General features: G+C 67.7%; 12 protein-coding genes. 6 read left to right on the forward strand and 6 right to left on the reverse strand.

Annotated elements, in window-relative coordinates:
- The first annotated feature begins 268 nt into the window (after nucleotides 1-268).
- Genes nadD through HMPREF0591_RS15465 form a run of 5 tightly spaced genes read left to right on the forward strand, consistent with a single transcriptional unit; the run spans nucleotide 269 to nucleotide 3558 of the window.
- Nucleotides 269-925, forward strand: coding sequence for a nicotinate-nucleotide adenylyltransferase (gene nadD, locus HMPREF0591_RS15445; RefSeq protein ID WP_279626972.1), 657 nt, complete (start codon nucleotides 269-271; stop codon nucleotides 923-925).
- Nucleotides 922-1308: a ribosome silencing factor gene (rsfS, locus tag HMPREF0591_RS15450; protein WP_007169526.1), complete on the forward strand. Its 387-nt coding sequence runs from the start codon at nucleotides 922-924 to the stop codon at nucleotides 1306-1308. The genes nadD and rsfS overlap by 4 nt, the downstream gene beginning before the upstream one ends.
- Nucleotides 1305-1979, forward strand: a complete 675-nt coding sequence (gene gpgP / locus HMPREF0591_RS15455) for a glucosyl-3-phosphoglycerate phosphatase (RefSeq protein WP_007169527.1) — start codon at nucleotides 1305-1307, stop codon at nucleotides 1977-1979. Before rsfS ends, gpgP begins: the two co-directional genes overlap by 4 nt.
- Nucleotides 1969-2718: a diglucosylglycerate octanoyltransferase gene (gene octT, locus HMPREF0591_RS15460; protein WP_007169528.1), complete on the forward strand. Its 750-nt coding sequence runs from the start codon at nucleotides 1969-1971 to the stop codon at nucleotides 2716-2718. Before gpgP ends, octT begins: the two co-directional genes overlap by 11 nt.
- Before the next feature lie 6 nt (nucleotides 2719-2724).
- The gene (locus HMPREF0591_RS15465; RefSeq protein ID WP_007169529.1) at nucleotides 2725-3558 is read left to right on the forward strand and encodes a DegV family protein; all 834 of its coding nucleotides are present in this window, start codon (nucleotides 2725-2727) and stop codon (nucleotides 3556-3558) included.
- Here HMPREF0591_RS15465 and HMPREF0591_RS15470 read toward each other — a convergent pair.
- The 6 genes from HMPREF0591_RS15470 to HMPREF0591_RS15495 form a co-directional block, all read right to left on the reverse strand.
- Nucleotides 3555-6464 (reverse strand): MMPL/RND family transporter, encoded by a 2910-nt coding sequence (locus HMPREF0591_RS15470; protein WP_007169530.1) that lies wholly within the window; start codon nucleotides 6462-6464, stop codon nucleotides 3555-3557. The genes HMPREF0591_RS15465 and HMPREF0591_RS15470 overlap by 4 nt on opposite strands.
- The gene (locus HMPREF0591_RS15475) at nucleotides 6461-6928 is read right to left on the reverse strand and encodes an MmpS family transport accessory protein (protein ID WP_083212441.1); all 468 of its coding nucleotides are present in this window, start codon (nucleotides 6926-6928) and stop codon (nucleotides 6461-6463) included. The genes HMPREF0591_RS15470 and HMPREF0591_RS15475 overlap by 4 nt, the downstream gene beginning before the upstream one ends.
- Before the next feature lie 165 nt (nucleotides 6929-7093).
- Nucleotides 7094-8152 carry an NAD(P)H-dependent amine dehydrogenase family protein gene (locus HMPREF0591_RS15480; protein WP_007169532.1) on the reverse strand — a complete coding sequence of 353 codons (1059 nt, stop codon included), beginning with the start codon at nucleotides 8150-8152 and terminating at the stop codon, nucleotides 7094-7096.
- A gap of 76 nt (nucleotides 8153-8228) precedes the next feature.
- Nucleotides 8229-9329, reverse strand: coding sequence for an acyltransferase PE (pe, locus tag HMPREF0591_RS15485; protein WP_040622907.1), 1101 nt, complete (start codon nucleotides 9327-9329; stop codon nucleotides 8229-8231).
- Between the two features lie 59 nt (nucleotides 9330-9388).
- Nucleotides 9389-12367, reverse strand: coding sequence for an MMPL/RND family transporter (locus HMPREF0591_RS15490; protein ID WP_279626970.1), 2979 nt, complete (start codon nucleotides 12365-12367; stop codon nucleotides 9389-9391).
- Nucleotides 12368-12435: 68 nt separating this feature from the next.
- Entirely contained in the window at nucleotides 12436-13857 is a 1422-nt protein-coding gene (locus HMPREF0591_RS15495; protein ID WP_007169535.1) for a condensation domain-containing protein, read from the reverse strand.
- Between the two features lie 330 nt (nucleotides 13858-14187).
- Between HMPREF0591_RS15495 and HMPREF0591_RS15500 the strand changes: the two genes are divergently transcribed.
- Nucleotides 14188-17560: type I polyketide synthase (locus tag HMPREF0591_RS15500; RefSeq protein WP_007169536.1), on the forward strand; the 3373-nt coding region annotated here is incomplete at its 3' end.

A 17560-nucleotide genomic window follows, 5' to 3' on the forward strand; every position in this document is an offset into this window, starting at 1 on the left:
CGTGACGCTCGCGGGGGCGCGCCCGGGATGCGCCGCGGCAACCAGCTGGTCGCGGTGATCGATCAGCTGCTGCCCGTCTGAGGGCTGTCTTCGTGCCTGCGTCACGCTGGCGTGACGTTCGGTCGCGGGGGTCACGCTGGCGTGACGCTCGAGGAGAGGTGCGGGAGGCGGACGCTCGCGAGAGAGGGAGGCGGGCGCCTGCGGCGCCGGGCTGAGAAGACGGGCCGGGTCACGGCCTCAAGTAAGCTGGCAAATCGTGCAAAAGCAGCTGCGCAGGCTGGGCGTGATGGGTGGGACGTTCGACCCCATCCATTACGGGCACCTGGTTGCCGCCAGCGAGGTCGCCGACCTGTTCGACCTCGACGAGGTGGTGTTCGTGCCCAGCGGTCAGCCCTGGCAGAAGGACCGGCACGTCTCGGCCGCCGAGGACCGGTACCTGATGACCGTGATCGCCACCGCGTCCAACCCGCGCTTCTCGGTGAGCCGGGTCGACATCGACCGCGCCGGGCCCACGTATACCAAGGACACGCTGCGGGACCTGCACGCCCTCAACCCCGATTCGCAGCTGTACTTCATCACCGGCGCCGACGCGCTGGCTTCGATCCTGTCCTGGCAGGGCTGGGAGGAGCTGTTCCAGTTGGCGCGGTTCGTCGGCGTCAGCCGGCCCGGCTACGAGCTGCGGCGCGAACACATCACGGGCGTGCTGGGCGAGCTGGCCGAGGACGTGCTGACGCTCGTCGAGATCCCGGCGCTGGCGATCTCGTCGACCGATTGCCGCCTGCGCGCCGAACAGGGTCGGCCCCTCTGGTATCTGATGCCCGACGGCGTCGTGCAGTACGTCTCCAAGCGCCGCCTGTATCGGGCCGGCGGAGAACAGAAGGACACCGTGAGCCGCTCAACCCTGCCCGCCGGGAACAACACATGACCGCGACCCAGGAAGCCATCGACATGGCGAGCGTGGCCGCCGGCGCGGCCGCCTCGAAGCTGGCCGACGATGTCGTGGTGATCGACGTGTCGGGACAGCTGGTGATCACCGACTGCTTCGTGATCGCGTCCGCGTCCAACGAGCGTCAGGTCAACGCCATCGTCGACGAGGTCGAGGAGAAGATGCGCAGGGCGGGTTACAAGCCGGCGCGCCGGGAGGGCACCCGGGAGGGTCGCTGGACGCTGCTCGACTACCGCGACATCGTCGTGCACATCCAGCACCAGGACGACCGCGACTTCTACGCCCTGGACCGGTTGTGGGGTGACTGCCCGGTCGTGCCGGTGGACCTCACCGCCCCCGAAGACTCGGCGGACTCGCGATGACCATTCGTCGCCTGATCATGTTGCGGCACGGGCAAACCGAGTTCAATGCCGGTAGCCGGATGCAGGGTCAGCTGGACTCCCAACTCAGCGAGCTCGGCCGGGCGCAGGCGCTCGCCGCCGCCGAGGTGCTCGGCAAGCTGCAGCCGTTGCTGATCGTGTCCTCGGACCTGCATCGCGCCTACGACACGGCGGTCAGGCTGGGGGAGCGCACCGCGCTGCCGATCCGGGTCGACCCGCGGTTGCGGGAGACCCATCTCGGCGACTGGCAGGGATTGACCCACACCGAGGTCGACGCGCACGCCCCCGGCGCGCGACTGGCCTGGCGTGAGGACGCCACGTGGGCCCCCCATGGCGGCGAAAGCCGGGTCGACGTCGCCGCCCGCAGCGTGCCGCTGGTCGCCGAATTGGTGTCCGGCGAGCCGGAGTGGGGCGATCCCCAGCATGCCGACCGGCCCGTGGTGCTGGTGGCCCACGGCGGCCTGATCGCCGCGTTGTCGGCCGCGCTGCTGAAGCTTCCCGTCGCGAACTGGCCGGTCTTGGGCGGGATGGGCAACGCCAGCTGGGTGCAGCTTTCCGGCCACTCCGACGATCAGGGCGCGGGGTTGGAGCGCATCCGCTGGCGCCTCGACGTGTGGAACGCTTCGGCGCAGGTGTCCAACGATGTCCTCTGATGCACGGCCCACCCTGCTGATATTCGCCGACTCCCTGGCCTACTACGGGCCGGCCGGCGGGCTGCCCGCTGACGACCCCCGCATCTGGCCCAACATCGTTGCCGCCCAATTGGGTTGGGACGTCGAACTCATCGGCCGCATCGGCTGGACCTGCCGCGACATCTGGTGGGCGGCGACCCAGGACCCGCGCGCCTGGGCGGCGCTGCCGCGGGCGGGGGCCGTCATCTTCGCCACCGGCGGCATGGATTCGCTGCCGTCGGTGTTGCCGACCGCGCTGCGCGAACTGATCCGCTATGTGCGGCCGCCGCGGTTGCGGCGCTGGGTTCGCGACGGCTACGGCTGGCTGCAGCCCAGGCTCTCGCCGGTGGCCCGGTCCGCGCTGCCCCCGCACCTGAGCGTCGACTACCTCGAACAAACCCGCGGCGCAATCGATTTCAATCGTCCGGGCATCCCGATCGTGGCGTCGCTGCCGTCGGTGCACATCGCCGACACCTACGGCAGGGCACACCACGGCCGCGCGGCCACCGCCGCGGCCATCACCGACTGGGCGCAAGGCCACGATATTCCCCTGGTGGATCTGAAAGCCGCTGTGGCCGAAGAGATCATGACGGGCCGGGGCAACCCCGACGGCATCCACTGGAATTTCGAAGCCCACCAGGCGGTTGCCGAGCTGATGCTCAAGGCGCTGGCCGAGGCCTTGCAGAAGGCTCAAGTGCCGACCGACAAGCCCCGCGGGTAGCTGCTCGTGACCGTCGTCGTGGTGACCGACGCGTCGGCGCGCTTGCCGGCCGACCTGCTTCAGAAGTGGGCGATACGCGTCGTACCGTTGCACATCCTGCTCGACGGAGCCGACCTGCGGGACGGTGTGGACGAGATCCCCGAGGACGTCTACCAGCGCCACGCGACGACGGCGGCCGCGACGCCGGCCGAACTGGCCAACGCCTACCAGCAGGCGTTGGTCGACAGCGGCGGGGACGGCGTCGTGGCGGTGCACATTTCGGCGGCGCTGTCGGGCACGTGTGGCGCCGCCGAACGGACCGCCGCCGACTTGGACCCCCACGTGCGGGTCGTCGACTCGAGGTCGACCGCGATGGGCACGGGCTTCATTGCGTTGGCCGCGGCGCGCGCCGCCGCCGGCGGCGGCGACCTCGACGCCGTCGCCGACGCGGCGAGGGCGGCGGCACGGCATAGCCACGCGTTCATGGTGGTGCACCGGCTGGACAACCTGCGCCGCAGCGGACGGATCGGCGGTGCCAAGGCATGGCTGGGCACGGCCCTGGCGCTCAAGCCGCTGCTGCGCATCGACGACGGCAAACTCGTTCTGGCCCAACGGGTCCGCACCGTCACCCACGCGACGGAGGCGATGATCGACCGGGTCTGCGAGGCCGCCGGCGACAGGCCCGCCGCCCTGGCCGTGCATCACGTCGCCAACCCGGACGGCGCCAAGGAGGTGGCGGCGACGCTGGCGCGGCGGTTACCGGCGTGCGAGCCGGCGATCATCACCCCGCTGGGGCCGGTGCTGGCCTTGCACGTCGGCGCCGGAGCCGTCGCGGTCGTCGTGCAGCTGCCCACGCCTTAAACGGAGGCCGGCGCCACCGACCGCCGCGCGTTGTCGCCCCGCGGGTGCACCACTTGCGGCCACCAGAACCAACGGCCCAGCAGCGTCGCGATCGACGGCATCAGCAACGTGCGCACGACGAGCGTGTCGAGCAGCAGGCCGATGCACACGGTCGACCCGAATTGGCCCAGCACGCGCAGGTCGCTGCCCAGCATGGCCGCCATGGTGAAGGCGAACACCAGGCCCGCCGCCGTCACCACCCCGCCGGTGCCGGCCATCGAGCGGATGATTCCGGTCTTGAGGCCGGCATGGATCTCTTCTTTGAACCGGGAGACCAGCAACAGGTTGTAGTCTGATCCGACGGCCAGCAGGATGATCACGGACAGCGCCATCACGATCCAGTGGATCCTGATGCCGAACAGGTCCTGCCAAATCAGCACGGACAGGCCGAACGACGCCGCGATCGAGCTGGCCGCGGTGCCGACGATCACCAACGCGGCCACCACGCTCCGGGTAAGCAGCAGCATGATCATGAAGATCAGCGTGAGGGCGGACACCACGGCGATCATCAGGTCGTACTTCTCGCCGTCGGCCATGTCCTTGAACGTCGCGGCGGTTCCACCCAGATAGACCCGGGCGTCGGACAGCGACGATTGCTTGAGACCCTCCTGCGCGGCGGTCCGTTCGGCGTCGACTTGCGCGATGCCCTCCGGCGACATCGGATCGCCCTGATGCGTGATGAAGAACCGCGCCGATTTACCGTCCGGCGACAAGAACATCCGAAGGCCGGTCTGGAAGTCGGGGTTGTCGAAGGCCTCGGGCGGCAGGTAGAAGAAGTCGTCGTTCTTCGATGCGTCGAAGCTTTGACCCATCACGATCGCGGTGTTGCTCATCGCCTCCATCTGGTCGATCATCGCCTTGAACGTCTGGTACAGGGTGAGCGTGATGCCCCGCGTGGTCTTCAGCGTGGTGATCAGCGTGGGAAACAGTTCCGTCAGGTCGCGGGAGGCTTTGGCGGTGTGCTGGATGTCGGCTGTGAGGTAGTGGAACTGCTCGGCGAGCTGGTCGAACCCGTCGAGCGTGTCGAACAGGGACCGCAACCCGAAGCACACCGGGATGTCGTAACAGTGTCTCTCCCAGTAGAAGTACGAGCGCACCGGCCGGAAGGTGTCGTCGAAATCCGCAATGTGGTCACGCAGGGTGTCGGTGATCTGCGACGTCACCGCGGTGGTCTTTGCGCTGTCGTCGGCGGCGTTGGCCAGGTCCAGCGACACCTCGTACTGCCGCTGGGTGGTTTCGATCTGGGTCTGCAGGTCGTCGGCCATCCTGTGGATGTCGGCGATGCGCTCCTTGAGAAAGCTCATGTTCTGCATCGTCGTCTGGCTTTGGGCGCTGTTCTGGAACGGTATCGAGCTGTGCTGGATCGGGATGCCCAGCGGTCTGGTGATGTCCTGGACCATAGCGATCCCGAGCGTGCGCATCTCGTTCTTGGCGACCCGGTCCAACACCAGCATGTCGGCTGGGTTCCGCATGTCGTGATCGGACTCGATCATCAGCAGGTCGGGGTTCATCCGGGCCTCGGAGAAATGCCGGTTCGCGGCCTCTTGTCCTTGATTGGACGGGGCTGACAACGGCAGGTAATGGCGGTCGTTGTAGCTCGTGTGAAAGCTCGGCAGGGCGATCATGCCGACCAGCACGACCGCGGCGCTGACGGCCAGAATTGGTGCCGGCCAGCGTACTACGGCGGTACCCACCCTGCGCCACAGGCGGCCGCGCTTGGCCTGCTTTTCGAATAGGTGGAAGCGGCTGCCGGCGAATACCACCGCGGGCCCCAGCGTGACGCCGGCCAGCACCACGACGATCATGCCGATCGCCACGGGCGCGCCCATGGTGTTGAACCACGGCAGCCGGGTAAAACTGAGGCAGTAGGTCGCGCCCGCGATCGTCAGGCCCGAGCCCAAGACGACCGGGGTGACGCCCTTGAATGTGGTGTAGTACGCGGCTTCTCGGTCCTCGCCCGCGGCCAACGCCTCCTGATAGCGGCCGATCAGGAAGATGCCGTAGTCCGTGCCCGCGGCGATCGCCAACATGGTGAGGATGTTGGCGGCGAACGTGGTGAGCCCGAATGCGTTGTGGTACGCGAGAACCGCGACGACTCCTCGCGAACACGCCAGCGCGACCAAGGTCATGAACAGCTGCACCAGCGTGGTGACGATGGAGCGGTAGACCAGCAGCAACATGATTGCGATGGCGCCCAGGGTGAACAGCGTGATCTTGGCCAGGCTGGCGTTACCGATGATGTGCATGTCGTCGGATAGCGCGGCAGGGCCGGTGACGTAGGCCTTCACGCCGGGTGGCGCCTTGTTTTCCTCGATCACCTTGCGGACGGAGTCCACGGACTGGTTGGCCAGGGTCGTGCCCTGGTTACCGGCGAGGTTGACCTGCACGTAGGCGCTCTTGGCGTCGGCGCTCTGCGCACCTGCCGCCGTCAGCCGGTCACCCCAGAAGTCCTGAATGTGCTGAATGTGCTTGGGATCCTGGCGGAGCCGCCTGATCAGCTTGTCGTAGTACTGGTGCGCGTCGGGGCCGAGCGGTTGCTGGCCCTCCAACACGATCATCACGGTGCTGTTGGAGTCGAATTCGTGGAAATTATGGCCCAGGCGCATCATCGCCTTCATCGACGGTGCGTCGAGCGGTGTCATCGGCGCCGAGTGGGCCTCACCGACCTTTTCCAGGGTGGGGACGACGACGTTCACCAACACCGTCACGGCCACCCAGATCAGGATGATCGGCACCGCGAAGATGCGGATCGCATGCGGCAGGTACGGGCGGTGGCCCCGCTCGGCCCTGGACAGGCCCTTGGTGTTGATCGGGCCGGTGTCGGCCGCGCTCAGGTCGCGTGGGGTCTCGTTGCTCGCGTTGCTCATGCGGACTTCACCAGGCAAAAGGTCTGCGCGTTGTGGCCGTTGGAGCTGTGCTGTTCGCGGACGACGCCGTCGACGGTGATCTTGCAGCCGATCTCACTGCTGTCGCTTTGCGCCATGATGTTGGCGCTCACCGACGGCAGGGTGGTGGAGATGGTGGTCGACCACGGCAGCGGCGCCGCATTGACCTGATGGGTGTTGGCGTTCTCGTCCCAGTAGTTGATGTTGGCGGTGGCCCCCGGCGGACCGGTGATGTCGTAGACCACGACCTTCGGGTTGAACTGCACGATTTCGATCCCCTTGCCGGCGTTCGCGTTGAGATCCTGCGAGCCGAAAATCTTGTGGAGCCGCGACACGATCAACGCCGAAAGGGCCAGGACAACCACCAGAACCAGCGGTATCCACGCCCGCTTGAGCACCCGGGTCACGGCGCGGGTACGTGGACCTGAGTCGGGTCTAGCCACCACTTGACCGCCTTCCGCTTACCGCCACCCCGGCGCTGCCGCTCAAACACGTCGCCGACGACATCGATGTCTTCCGACTATTTGCTCGGCTAAGCACTCTAAACCTTAATGCACGCAAGCGTTCCTCCGGGGGCCTCCGATGTGGTGAACGGCATACGGGGCCGGCGCTTACCGGGCCACCCGGCCGGTGACCGGCGGCAAATCGGCAAGCGTCACGATTCCGGGTTCGGCGGCCACCACGGCCGCGACCGCGTTGGTGACCGGCATCGCCGTATAGATCATTCCCAGGCCCATGAACCCGGGCTCCGTCCAGTCCTTCGGCGGCAGGCAATGCAGGACGGTGCGCATGTTGGGCAGCCCGAACACCTGAATGACGTGGCCGTGCTCCAACGGCTTGGGCGGCACCACGTGACTGCCCATGGTCCAGTTGAACCCCACGCTGACCACGTTGCGGTCGCCCTCCCAGCCGCGGTGGTAACCGTAGACCCCGCCCACCGTTCCCGCGGGTATCCGCATGAAGCCCAGATCGGAATCGCCGGTGGCGGCGGTGAAGGTCACGTCGAAGGTCATCCGGTCCAGCTTCGCCCCGATCGCATCCGCCATCATGGCGGCCGATTCGGCGAAGACCTCGCTCTCACGCCGCACGTTTTCCGCCAGCCCCGGCGTGTCAGGATCCTGCGAAAAGCCCATCGCCGTTTGGGTTTCCGCCGATTCGTAGGTCGAGCAGTCCACCGATTCGGTGATGCGGATCTCGTCGACGCGCTCGCACGCGCCGCTGAGCACCATGCCGACCATGTTGGTCATGCCCGGGTGCGCGCCGCTGCCGAAGATCGTCGAACCGCCCCGTTTGCACGCGTCCACGATGCGTTCCCGGTCCTCGGGCGTCTGCTTGCCGCCGGTGATCCAGGCCGCGCTGGAGCACACGTTGACACCCGATTCCAGCAGGCGCACCAACTCATCCATGTTGGGCCACAACGGGTTATAGCAGCACGCGTCGGCGCCCAGCGCGAGCAGCGCGTCGACGTCGTTGGTCGCGAGCACGCCGGTCGGTTCCGGCCAGCCGGCCAGTTCGGCGGCGTCCACCCCGACCTTGTCCGCCCCGTGCGCGTACACCCCGACCAGCTCCATGTCGGGTCTGCCGATGATGGCGTGCAGCGAACGCCGCCCGATGTTTCCGGTCGTCCACTGGATCACCCGCAGCGGGCGTTCTGTCGGGGGCTTGCTCATCGCGTCTCCTTTGACGGCGGGCGGACGTGAGTCATTATCACCGACATGCCACCGGGCCCGGTACGGCCGGTGCCGGTCAGCGGCCGCCCTGATTGAACGCGGCCATGGCGCTGGACATCAGCTGCGAAAATGGATCGGCCCCGCCACCGAAGGTGGCCTGACTGGCCGGGGCGATCACGGCCGCGGGGTCGAAGCCCCGCACCGGATCCACTTGGATCGGTGCGGTCTGCGGGTCGTCGTTTCGCGAATATCCCGCGTTCACCATGGGCGCCAGCTCGGCGTCGAGCTGGTTCAGCTCGTCTTCCGGCACCCCGAGGTAGCCCAGCGGTATCACCAGCGGGAGGTGTTTTTCGGGAATCAGGTACGTCGTTGTCGTCGCACCCCGGGAGTTGACGGTGGTTCTGATGTTCTGCGGCGGCACCATACTCGGGTCGGTGAACGCGACCGCGGTATGCCCGGTCGCCTCGCCCACCAGGGTGTTGGCGAGGGCCAGCAGGTTGTCCGGCCGGTCCGGGAAGTCGGCGATCATGTCGTACGCCGCGACGAACGCCTTCGTGTCGTACTGGCTTTCCACGGGCGGCGGTATGCGGTAGTCCATTGCGGGAACGACGGCGCCGACCGGGAAAAAGGAGGTCAGAAAGCTCTGGCCGAAGGCGTGACGTCCCACCGGATTGCCAAAGGTGCTGAAGACCAATTGATTTGGCGGTGGGGCGGTCGGGTCGTTCGCCAGCCGCGCCTGCTCGGCGTCAACCACAAGCGAACCCTCGGACAGGCCGATCGCGGCGCCGGGGCCGCCCCGGCGGATGGCCGCGTCCAGGTTGTCCTCGCCGACGGCCACCGACTCGCCGATGCTGGGCCCGTCCACGCCCAGGCCGGGGAAGGCTTCGTCCAGCCGGCCGATCCCGGGGAAGAGCCGTTCGAGCACGTGGCCCTGGACCTGCCCCGCCGGGTAGTTCACGATTTCCCGCTTGAGCCCCGGGAACCATCCGGCCCCCAGGCGCCGGCCGTATTCGTCGTAGGGGATGCCCGGGACGTGGGCGCCGCCCAGCGCGTACGCCATCCCCTCGTCGGGCGTCGCGCCGTCCGGGGAGTCGTCGGCCGTCGCGATGCCGAGGCCGAAACACCCTGTGGCGCCGAGGGTTACCAAAGCGGTAACCCCCGCGAGTAGTTTCTGCATCGCCACTTCCCGCCTGCCCGACTTGGTCTCGTAGTTTCGCATATCGCTCGTGGTCCGGCTCACCGCGATCGCGACCGCTGCGTTCCCGGTCGCGATGGCCACCAGCTCGCCCGTCCGACCAGCGTAGCCAGGGCGGGCACGGTTATGGTCCGAACCAGGAAGGTGTCGAGCAAGATTCCGATCCCGATGACGAAACCGCCCTGGACCACGGTGCCGATGCTGGAAAACACCAGACCCCACATCGAGGCGGCGAAGATCAGCCCCGCCGCGGTGATCACACCGCCGGTCGAACTCAACGTGCGGATGATGCCGTAGCGCATGCTGTGCGGCGACTCGTCGCGCATCCGCGAGACGAAAAGCATGTTGTAATCGGCCCCTACGGCGACCAACACCACGAAGGCCAACGGCGGAACGCTCCAATGCAATTGCTGGCCGAGTGCGAATTGGAACGTCAGGACGCCGATGCCCACCGCCGACAGGTAGGAAATGACGACGGAGGCGACCAGGTACAGCGGTGCCACGACCGCCCGCAGCAGCGCAATCAAGGTCAACAGCACGACGATGATGGTGACGCCGACGATGAACTTGATGTCGTGCTCGTAGAAGTCCCGCGTGTCCCGCAGCATGACGGGATACCCGACCATCGAGATCTTGGCGTCCGCCAGCGCGGTGTTCGGCTGTGCTCCCCGCGCGGTGTCGCCGATGACGCTGACCTGGTCCATGGCCTCCGGGCTGAACGGGTTGAGTTCGGTCTGCACCAGATACCGCACCGAGTGGCCGTCGGGTGAGATGAACGCCCTGGCGGCCTTCTTGAACTCCTCCATGTGCAGGAGCTGCGCCGGAACATTGAACCCCGCCATCGACGGTTCGGCGGCATCCCGTTTGAGCGTGAGGAGGAAGGCCGACGCCTCACCGAGCCCGGCGCCCATCTGTTTGATCTGATCGACGAGTTGGTCCACTCCATCGGCGACTTGCCGGCTCCCGCCGGCGAACCGGTCGGCGCCCTGCTGCAGCTGGTTGAGGTCCGCCTGCAGGCCACCGGGCTGGTCCAGGCCCATGGCATGCAGCGCCCTGACGAAGCCGGCGAGCGCGACCCGCAGGTGATCGACCGATGCGTTGAGGGTCTGCCGGTCTTGAAACGCCTGCAGCTGTGTCGCCAGGTCGTTGATCTGGTCGAGGCTGCCGTCACCGCGCGCGTTCACCACCCGTTCGAACTGGGCCCGGGTGGCGCTGCAGGAGGGGTCCCCGTCGCAGACCGGGTTGCCCTGCAGCGCCGCCAGCACCGGGGCCACCCACGCGAACATGTCCTTGATCGCGGCGAAGTTCACGCCGATGGTGCGGCCGAGCGAGTTGATGCTGTTGACGAGCTTGGCCGCGGTGACGACCTCCCGGACCAACGTGTCACCGCCGTACTGACTTCTCATCGACGTGAAAGCGTCGGTCAGACCTTGCATCCCGGCGACCATCCGGTTGACCCGGCCCCGCACCTCGCCCAGGTTGTCGGCCAGCGTGTTGGCGCCGACGGACAACCGGTTCAGCTCGTCGGTGTGGTCGCTGATCAGGGCCGAACCGGCGCCGAGGCGAGCGCCGATGGCGCCCGCCTGATACGTGGCCCGGAACTGTTCCGGCACGGCTCCCGCGGGCCGGGTCACGCCGCTGACCCGGGCGACGTCGGGCAGCTGGCTGACCCGGTCGGCCATCTGCTCCAGATCCGCGAGGGCCCGCGGCGTGCGCAGGTCATGCGGCGACTGGACGAGGATGTATTCGGGAATGGACTGGTTGACGGGGAAATGGCGATCCAGCGCGGTGTACCCGACCGAGCTCGGGGCCGAGGGCGGCAGGGCCTTGCGGTCGTCGTAGTTGAAGCGCACCAGGCCGGCGCAGCCGGCCAGCACGATCAGCACCAGCATGCTGGCGACCAGATGGGCCCTCGGGCGGCGCACGATGCGTATCCCCGACCGTCGCCAGAACCGGGCCGTCACTTCGTGCGGGGGTTTGACCCAGCCGCGCGGCCCGGCCACGACCAGGATCGCGGGCAACAACGTCATCGCCGCGAGGAATGCGACCCCGATCCCGATGGCCGAGGACACGCCCACCGTGGAGAACACGCCCATCCGGGCGAAACTAATGCCGAGAAAGGTGATTCCGACCGTGGCCGCGGAGGCCGCGATCACTTTTCCGATCGACATCAACGCCCGCTGCACGGCGTCGTCGAAGTCCGCGCCGCGCCGCAGGTAGTCGTGATAGCGGCTGATGAGGAAGACCGCATAGTCGGTTCCCGCGCCGGCGATGATGGCGCTCAAGAAGACGATGGACTGGTTCGAAACGCCCAGGCCGCCGATTTGGGAGACGCCGGCGACGACGGCCTGCGCGATCACCATCGACGCCCCGATCGCTATCAGCGGCAGCAGCATGGTGCGCGGGTTGCGGTAGACCACCAGCAACACGACGAGCACCAGGACGCCGATCGCGAGTTCGATGGGAAGGCGATCCCGTTCGCCCGCCACGGTGAGGTCGCTGACGGTGGCCGCGGGTCCGGTCAGGTTGGCCGTCAGCGGGGATCCGGCCACGTTGCGTTTGACGGTGTCGGCGACGCGGAGGTAGGCGGCGTAGGACTTCGGTGTGCCCAGTTCGCCGGCCAGGCCCACCGGCAGCACCCAGGACTTGTGGTCCTTGCTGGTCAGGACCGGACGCAGGGCCGGCGTGTTGACGAAGTCCTGCAGCATCAGCACGTCTCGCGTGTCCGCGCGCAGCGCGGTCACCAGGTTGCGGTAGGCGGCCTCGTCGGCGGGCCCGAGCCCTTTTTCGTTCGTGAGGACGACCAGGAGCAGGTCTTCGGCGCCCGACTCGTGAAACGCTTCGGTCATCTTTCGCGCGGACACGGCCGACGGGGCGTCGCTGGGCAGGATCGCGAGGGGGTGCTTTTGTGCCATCTCGGTCAGGGGTGGAAACGTCAACGGCAGCGCGACCGCGACCATGACCCAGAGCCCGATCACCAGGCCGGGCCAGCGCACCACGAGACCGGCTAGCCGTCGCAAAGCGAACTCCCGGCCGTCCGGAGATGGCTCATCCAGAAAAATGCGGCAGCCATCGTCGCCACTCCTTGCTATGCAACGCGCCCCCAGTGCCCGGTATCGGCGACCCGCACGCACACGGACTTCATCGCTGCGAGATACCGGGAAACCGATTTCTGGGCAACCGCATTGGCCGGATACATGACCGCCATCGCGGTGCCCTCTTCGTACCGGAAGACATAGATCGTCAGTTGGTAGGAATACCTTCCGTCGGAATAGATTCCGATGCTATTTGCGTAGCCCATCTCGGCTGCCGCCAGCACGGCGTTCATGGGGGCGGCATCGGCGTGCAAGAAATTCGTCACGGGGAAGTTCGGGCGGGGCCTGCTCAGCCACGGCGCCAATTCCAGCACGCGGTAATACGGCACCTTGGCCATGTCCAAACTCGAATCGAAACAATTTTGGGCCGCCCAGGCGGCATCACTGAAGGACACGGCGGCTATCGGGATGGTGATCGGCACCAGGCCGGTGAACCAGCCCTGGGTCATGAAGTTGTCCGACGTCCTGCGGGTATCTCGGGGAGTGAGACCGTAATACGTTGCGGTGCCGGTGAATTCGTGCTCCACCTGGGCGAGGCAAGCGAATAGGCCGCCGACGAAGCGAGCGCCCGCTCCCGAGCAGGCCGATTCGAACCTCGCCGTCTGCGCCGCATCCATCAACGTGCCCGTGATCATGTCACTCCTGGTCGGCTCCAGGGGATTGCCCAATGGCAACGGGAACTCCGGCAGGCTGCCATTGTTGTTCTCCGCGAATTCGATCCACGCGCGTACTGGAGGCGAATCCACGGTCAAAGCCGACGTGTACTGGCGCTCTTGGAGGCAGAAATCGTCAAAGCTTCCGGCGGCGGGCAGGGCGAGGGGGCCGGCACCGCTCGTCAACGCCGAATACCTGGCGTGGGACTCCACCATCGTGATGCCAATCAGCGCGGCATCGCCGTGGACATGATCGATACTCGCGTAGAAGGTGAAGTGGTCCTCGTTTTGAATGATCCCGAAGCTGAAGCACTCCCAATGAAAGGGGTCGGGTGTGGCGACGACATGATTGTGCAAGTCGTCGATCGACAATTCGCCGTGGACCGTGGGCGTGAATTCGATATCGTCGGGGTCATCGATGGTATGCCGGAGAATCTCTCCGGTTTCGGTGTATTCGAACCAACTGCGGTAGGTGTCGTGGCGGCGCAGGTACGCGTTCAGCGCCTCGTTCATGGCGGAGACGTCGCACTGGCCGGAAATTTCGCACGTCGCGATGATCTGCCGCGAATAGTCGAGGCCTGAGGTTGTTTGCCGGCGATAGCCCTGAAGATGTTGCCCCTGCATGTAGCTGACCGGGACGGGACTGACCGGCGCTTGCCGGGCCTTCTGCCGGGCGGCGGGCGTCGGGTGCCAGGAGATGACCACGCCCGGGTTCAGCATCCACTCACCGATCGAGCCGATCGTGATCTTCCCGATGCGCAATCTGTTCTCCTCGATGTGCGGGACTACAACTCGCGGTCTGCCCGTGGCGGGACGACGATGACCGACTCGGCGGCCACCCTCCCCGACATGCCGGGCTGCTTCGAATCTAGCCACGGGTGTGGTGACCGATTAGGGTGTTGCACGGCCCGGCGCGGTACGCGGTCCGGCATCCGGCGACACTACTCGCCCGGGGGATCATTCTGCTGCGCATTGGGTCGGCATGTGGTGCAGTGGTCGGGTCAAGCGTTTCATTGCGGAGCTATCGACGACCCGTCGCGGGAGGCTGGCCTGGGGACCCACCCTCGCTGGCCGAGGCGAGAGGACAGATGCATGGCAACGGTCGAAGATCGACCGGAGCGGACGGCGCGTTTCGCGATAGTCGGCTACGCGGCGCGCGTTCCGGGAGCCGCCGACGCGGCCGAATTCTGGGACGTGTTGCGCCACGGGCGGGATGCGGTGTCGGAGGTGCCCGGCGAGCGGTGGAACGTCGATGACTTCTTCGACTCCGACGCCGACGCGGCCGGGAAGATCGTGAGCCGCCGGGCGGGTTTCGTGGACGACGTCGCGGGCTTCGACGCGCCGTTCTTCGGGGTCTCGGCGCGCGAGGTCATGCTGATGGACCCGCAGCATCGGCTGTTGCTGGAGACCGCATGGCAGGCGGTGGAGCATTGGGGCACGGCCCCAACGGCTTTGGCGAACACGAACACCGGCGTGTTCGTCGGCCTGTCCACCCACGACTACCTCAGCATGGTCTCGGACGAGCTGAGCTACGACGAGATCGACGCGTACATGGCGATCGGGACGGCGGCCGCCGCGGCGGCGGGCCGGATCAGTTACCGGCTGGGCTTGCAGGGCCCCGCGGTCACGGTCGACACCGCGTGCAGCTCGTCGCTGGTGGCCGTCCACCAGGCGTGCCAGGCGCTGCGGTTGGGGGAGTGCGACGTCGCGCTGGCCGGCGGGGCGAATGTCCTGCTCAGCCCCGCGACCATGATCACCTTTTCGCGGGCGCACATGCTGGCACCCGATGGTCGCTGCAAGACGTTCGACGCGGCCGCGGACGGCTACGTGCGCGGCGAGGGCTGCGGTGTCATCGTCCTCAAGCGGCTCGACGACGCGATTCGCGACGGTGACCGCATCCGGGCCGTGATCCGGGGCAGTGCGGTGAACCAGGACGGCGCATCGGGCGGTTTGACCGTGCCGAACGGTGTCGCCCAGCAGCGCGTCATCGCCGAGGCGCTCGAGCGCGCCGGCGTCTCCGCGCACGACGTGGGATACCTGGAAGCCCACGGGACCGGGACGTCGTTGGGCGACCCGATCGAAGTCCAGGCCGCGGCCGCGGTATTCGGCGAGGGCCGCGACCCGGACCGGCCACTGCTGATCGGATCGGTGAAGACGAACATCGGGCATTTGGAAGCGGCCGCCGGGATCGCCGGGATCATCAAGGTCGTCCTGTCGCTCGAGCACGAGCAATTGCCCAAACACCTGAACTTCCGAAACCCCTCGCCCTACATTCCCTGGGACCGGCTGGCGGTGCGGGTCCTGGACGAGGCCACCGGCTGGCAACGCAACGGGCGCCCCCGCGTCGCCGGCGTCAGTTCGTTCGGGTTCTCCGGCACCAACGCGCACGTCATCCTGGAGGAAGCGCCCCAGGAGGCACGCGCGAATGCCGCGGGCCCGCGCGCCGTCGTCGAGCCCGAGGACCGGCGGTTCAGCGTCCTGCCGCTGTCGGCGCGCACCCCGGCGGCCCTGGCCCAGCTCGCCGATCGCTACCGCGACTGGTTGACCGCGCACCCGGAGACCGACCTGTCCGAGCTGTGCTTCACCGCCGGCGTGGGCCGCGCCCACTTCGAGCACCGGGCCGCGCTGGTGGTGAATTCGACTGAATCCGCCACCGAATTGCTTGGCGCCCTCGCCGACGACCGCCCCGCGCCGGGTTTGCTGCGCGGGGAATGCGACGACAGGCCCAAGACGGCGTGGTTGTTCCCGGGTCAAGGCAGCCAGTTCGCCGGCATGGCCCGGGAACTGTTCGAAACCGAGCCGGTGTTCGCCGAGACGATGACCCGGTGCGCCGCGGTGGTCGATGCCGTGCTCGAAAAGCCGATGCTGGACGTCATTTTCGATGTCGACGACCCCGACACCCTGCGGCAGACCAGCTACGCCCAGCCCGCGCTGTTCGCCGTCGAGCTGGGATTGGCCAGGCTCTGGCAGTCGTGGGGCCTCGAGCCCGACGTGGTGCTGGGCCACAGCGTCGGCCAGTACGCCGCCGCCTGTGTCGCCGGTGTGTTCAGCCTCGAGGATGGCGCGCTCCTGCTCGCCGAACGGGGCCGCCTGTTCGGCAATCTGCCCGCGGGCGGGCGGATGGTCGCGATCTTCGCCGCGGCGGAGCGGGTGGAAAGCTGCACCGACGAGTTCCCGCGGCTGTCGGTGGCCGCCTACAACGGTGCCAACACCGTGCTCGCGGGCCCCGCCGAGGATCTGGACCGGGTGGTGGCCGCCCTGACCTCCGACGGCGTTCGCTGCGACTGGCTGGACACCAGCCATGCGTTCCACTCGGCGCTGTTGGACCCGGCACTCGATGAATTCGAGGCGTACGCGGGCCGGTTCGGGTTCCGTTCGCCACAACGGACTTTGGTGTGCAACCGCACCGGCGCCGCCCTGGGACGGACCGCACAGCTGGACGCGTCCTACTGGCGCCGCCACGCCCGCCAGCCCATCGAGTTCGCCAAGAGCGTGGCCACTCTGGCCGATCTCAACTGCGCGGTGCTCCTCGAGGTCGGCGCCCAACCCGTGCTCACCGCCGCCGCGCTGCGGGCTTGGCCCGATCCGGCCACGGCGCCCCGGGCGATAGCGTCGCTGCGTCGAAACGGCGCCGACCACCGCCAGATCGCCGAAGCCCTTGGCGGCGCGTACATCTGCGGCCACCTGCCCGCCTTCGGTGCTCTGCAGCACGGACCGACGCGCAAGCTCGACCTGCCCACCTATCCGTTCCAGCATCGCCACTACTGGTTTCGTGACAAGGACGTCCAGTCCGCCCCGACCGTCGCCGAAGCCGCCGTCGCGCGCAGCGAAGCGGTCCGGCTTCTCGAGGAGGGCCGGATCGAGGAACTCGCCGCCCTGCTCGACGGGCCGAACGCCGACCCGCAGACCACCGAGGTGCTGGCCAGGCTCGCGGCGCAGCACAACCAAGAACGTGGGAACCAGTCCATCGCGGACGCTCGTTACGAGATCCGCTGGGAGAAAAGCGCGGCCGCACGCGCGGACGCCGGCGCGGGATCTGACTGGCTGCTGATCGCCGATGACGCCGAGGCGATCGCCCCGTTGGTCGACGCGCTGACCGCCCAGGGGCAGCCGTTCCGGATCGTCGGGCTGCCGGCGTCCGACGCCGACGAGGAACGCCTCGAAGCGGAGCTGCGCGCCGCGGCGGCGGGCGACTCGACGCTGCGTATCCTGCACTGCGCGGCCCTCGAAGGGGACGCGACTCCATCGATGCGCTCGCTGTTGCGGATGCAACACCGCGTCCTGAACGGAACGCGCCGACTCTTCCGCGCCGCGGCCGCCGCCGAACTTCGCGCCCCCGTCTGGCTGACAACCCGAGGCGCGCAACGCGTCACCGACGCCGACAGCGTCTCGCCGGCGCAATCCTGTCTGTGGGGATTCGGTCGCGCCGCATCCCTGGAGCACCCCCAATTGTGGGGCGGACTAG

Source organism: Mycobacterium parascrofulaceum ATCC BAA-614, assembly GCF_000164135.1.
Taxonomy (GTDB): Bacteria; Actinomycetota; Actinomycetes; order Mycobacteriales; family Mycobacteriaceae; genus Mycobacterium; species Mycobacterium parascrofulaceum.

What these genes read in the sequence shown, in the direction of transcription:
- octT (WP_007169528.1), top strand. Translation starts at nt 1,969, where the DNA reads ATGTCCTCTGATGCACGGCCCACCCTGCTGATATTCGCCGACTCCCTG.
- pe (WP_040622907.1), bottom strand. Translation starts at nt 9,329, where the DNA reads ATGCAGAAACTACTCGCGGGGGTTACCGCTTTGGTAACCCTCGGCGCC.
- gpgP (WP_007169527.1), top strand. Translation starts at nt 1,305, where the DNA reads ATGACCATTCGTCGCCTGATCATGTTGCGGCACGGGCAAACCGAGTTC.
- HMPREF0591_RS15470 (WP_007169530.1), bottom strand. Translation starts at nt 6,464, where the DNA reads ATGAGCAACGCGAGCAACGAGACCCCACGCGACCTGAGCGCGGCCGAC.
- HMPREF0591_RS15480 (WP_007169532.1), bottom strand. Translation starts at nt 8,152, where the DNA reads ATGAGCAAGCCCCCGACAGAACGCCCGCTGCGGGTGATCCAGTGGACG.
- rsfS (WP_007169526.1), top strand. Translation starts at nt 922, where the DNA reads ATGACCGCGACCCAGGAAGCCATCGACATGGCGAGCGTGGCCGCCGGC.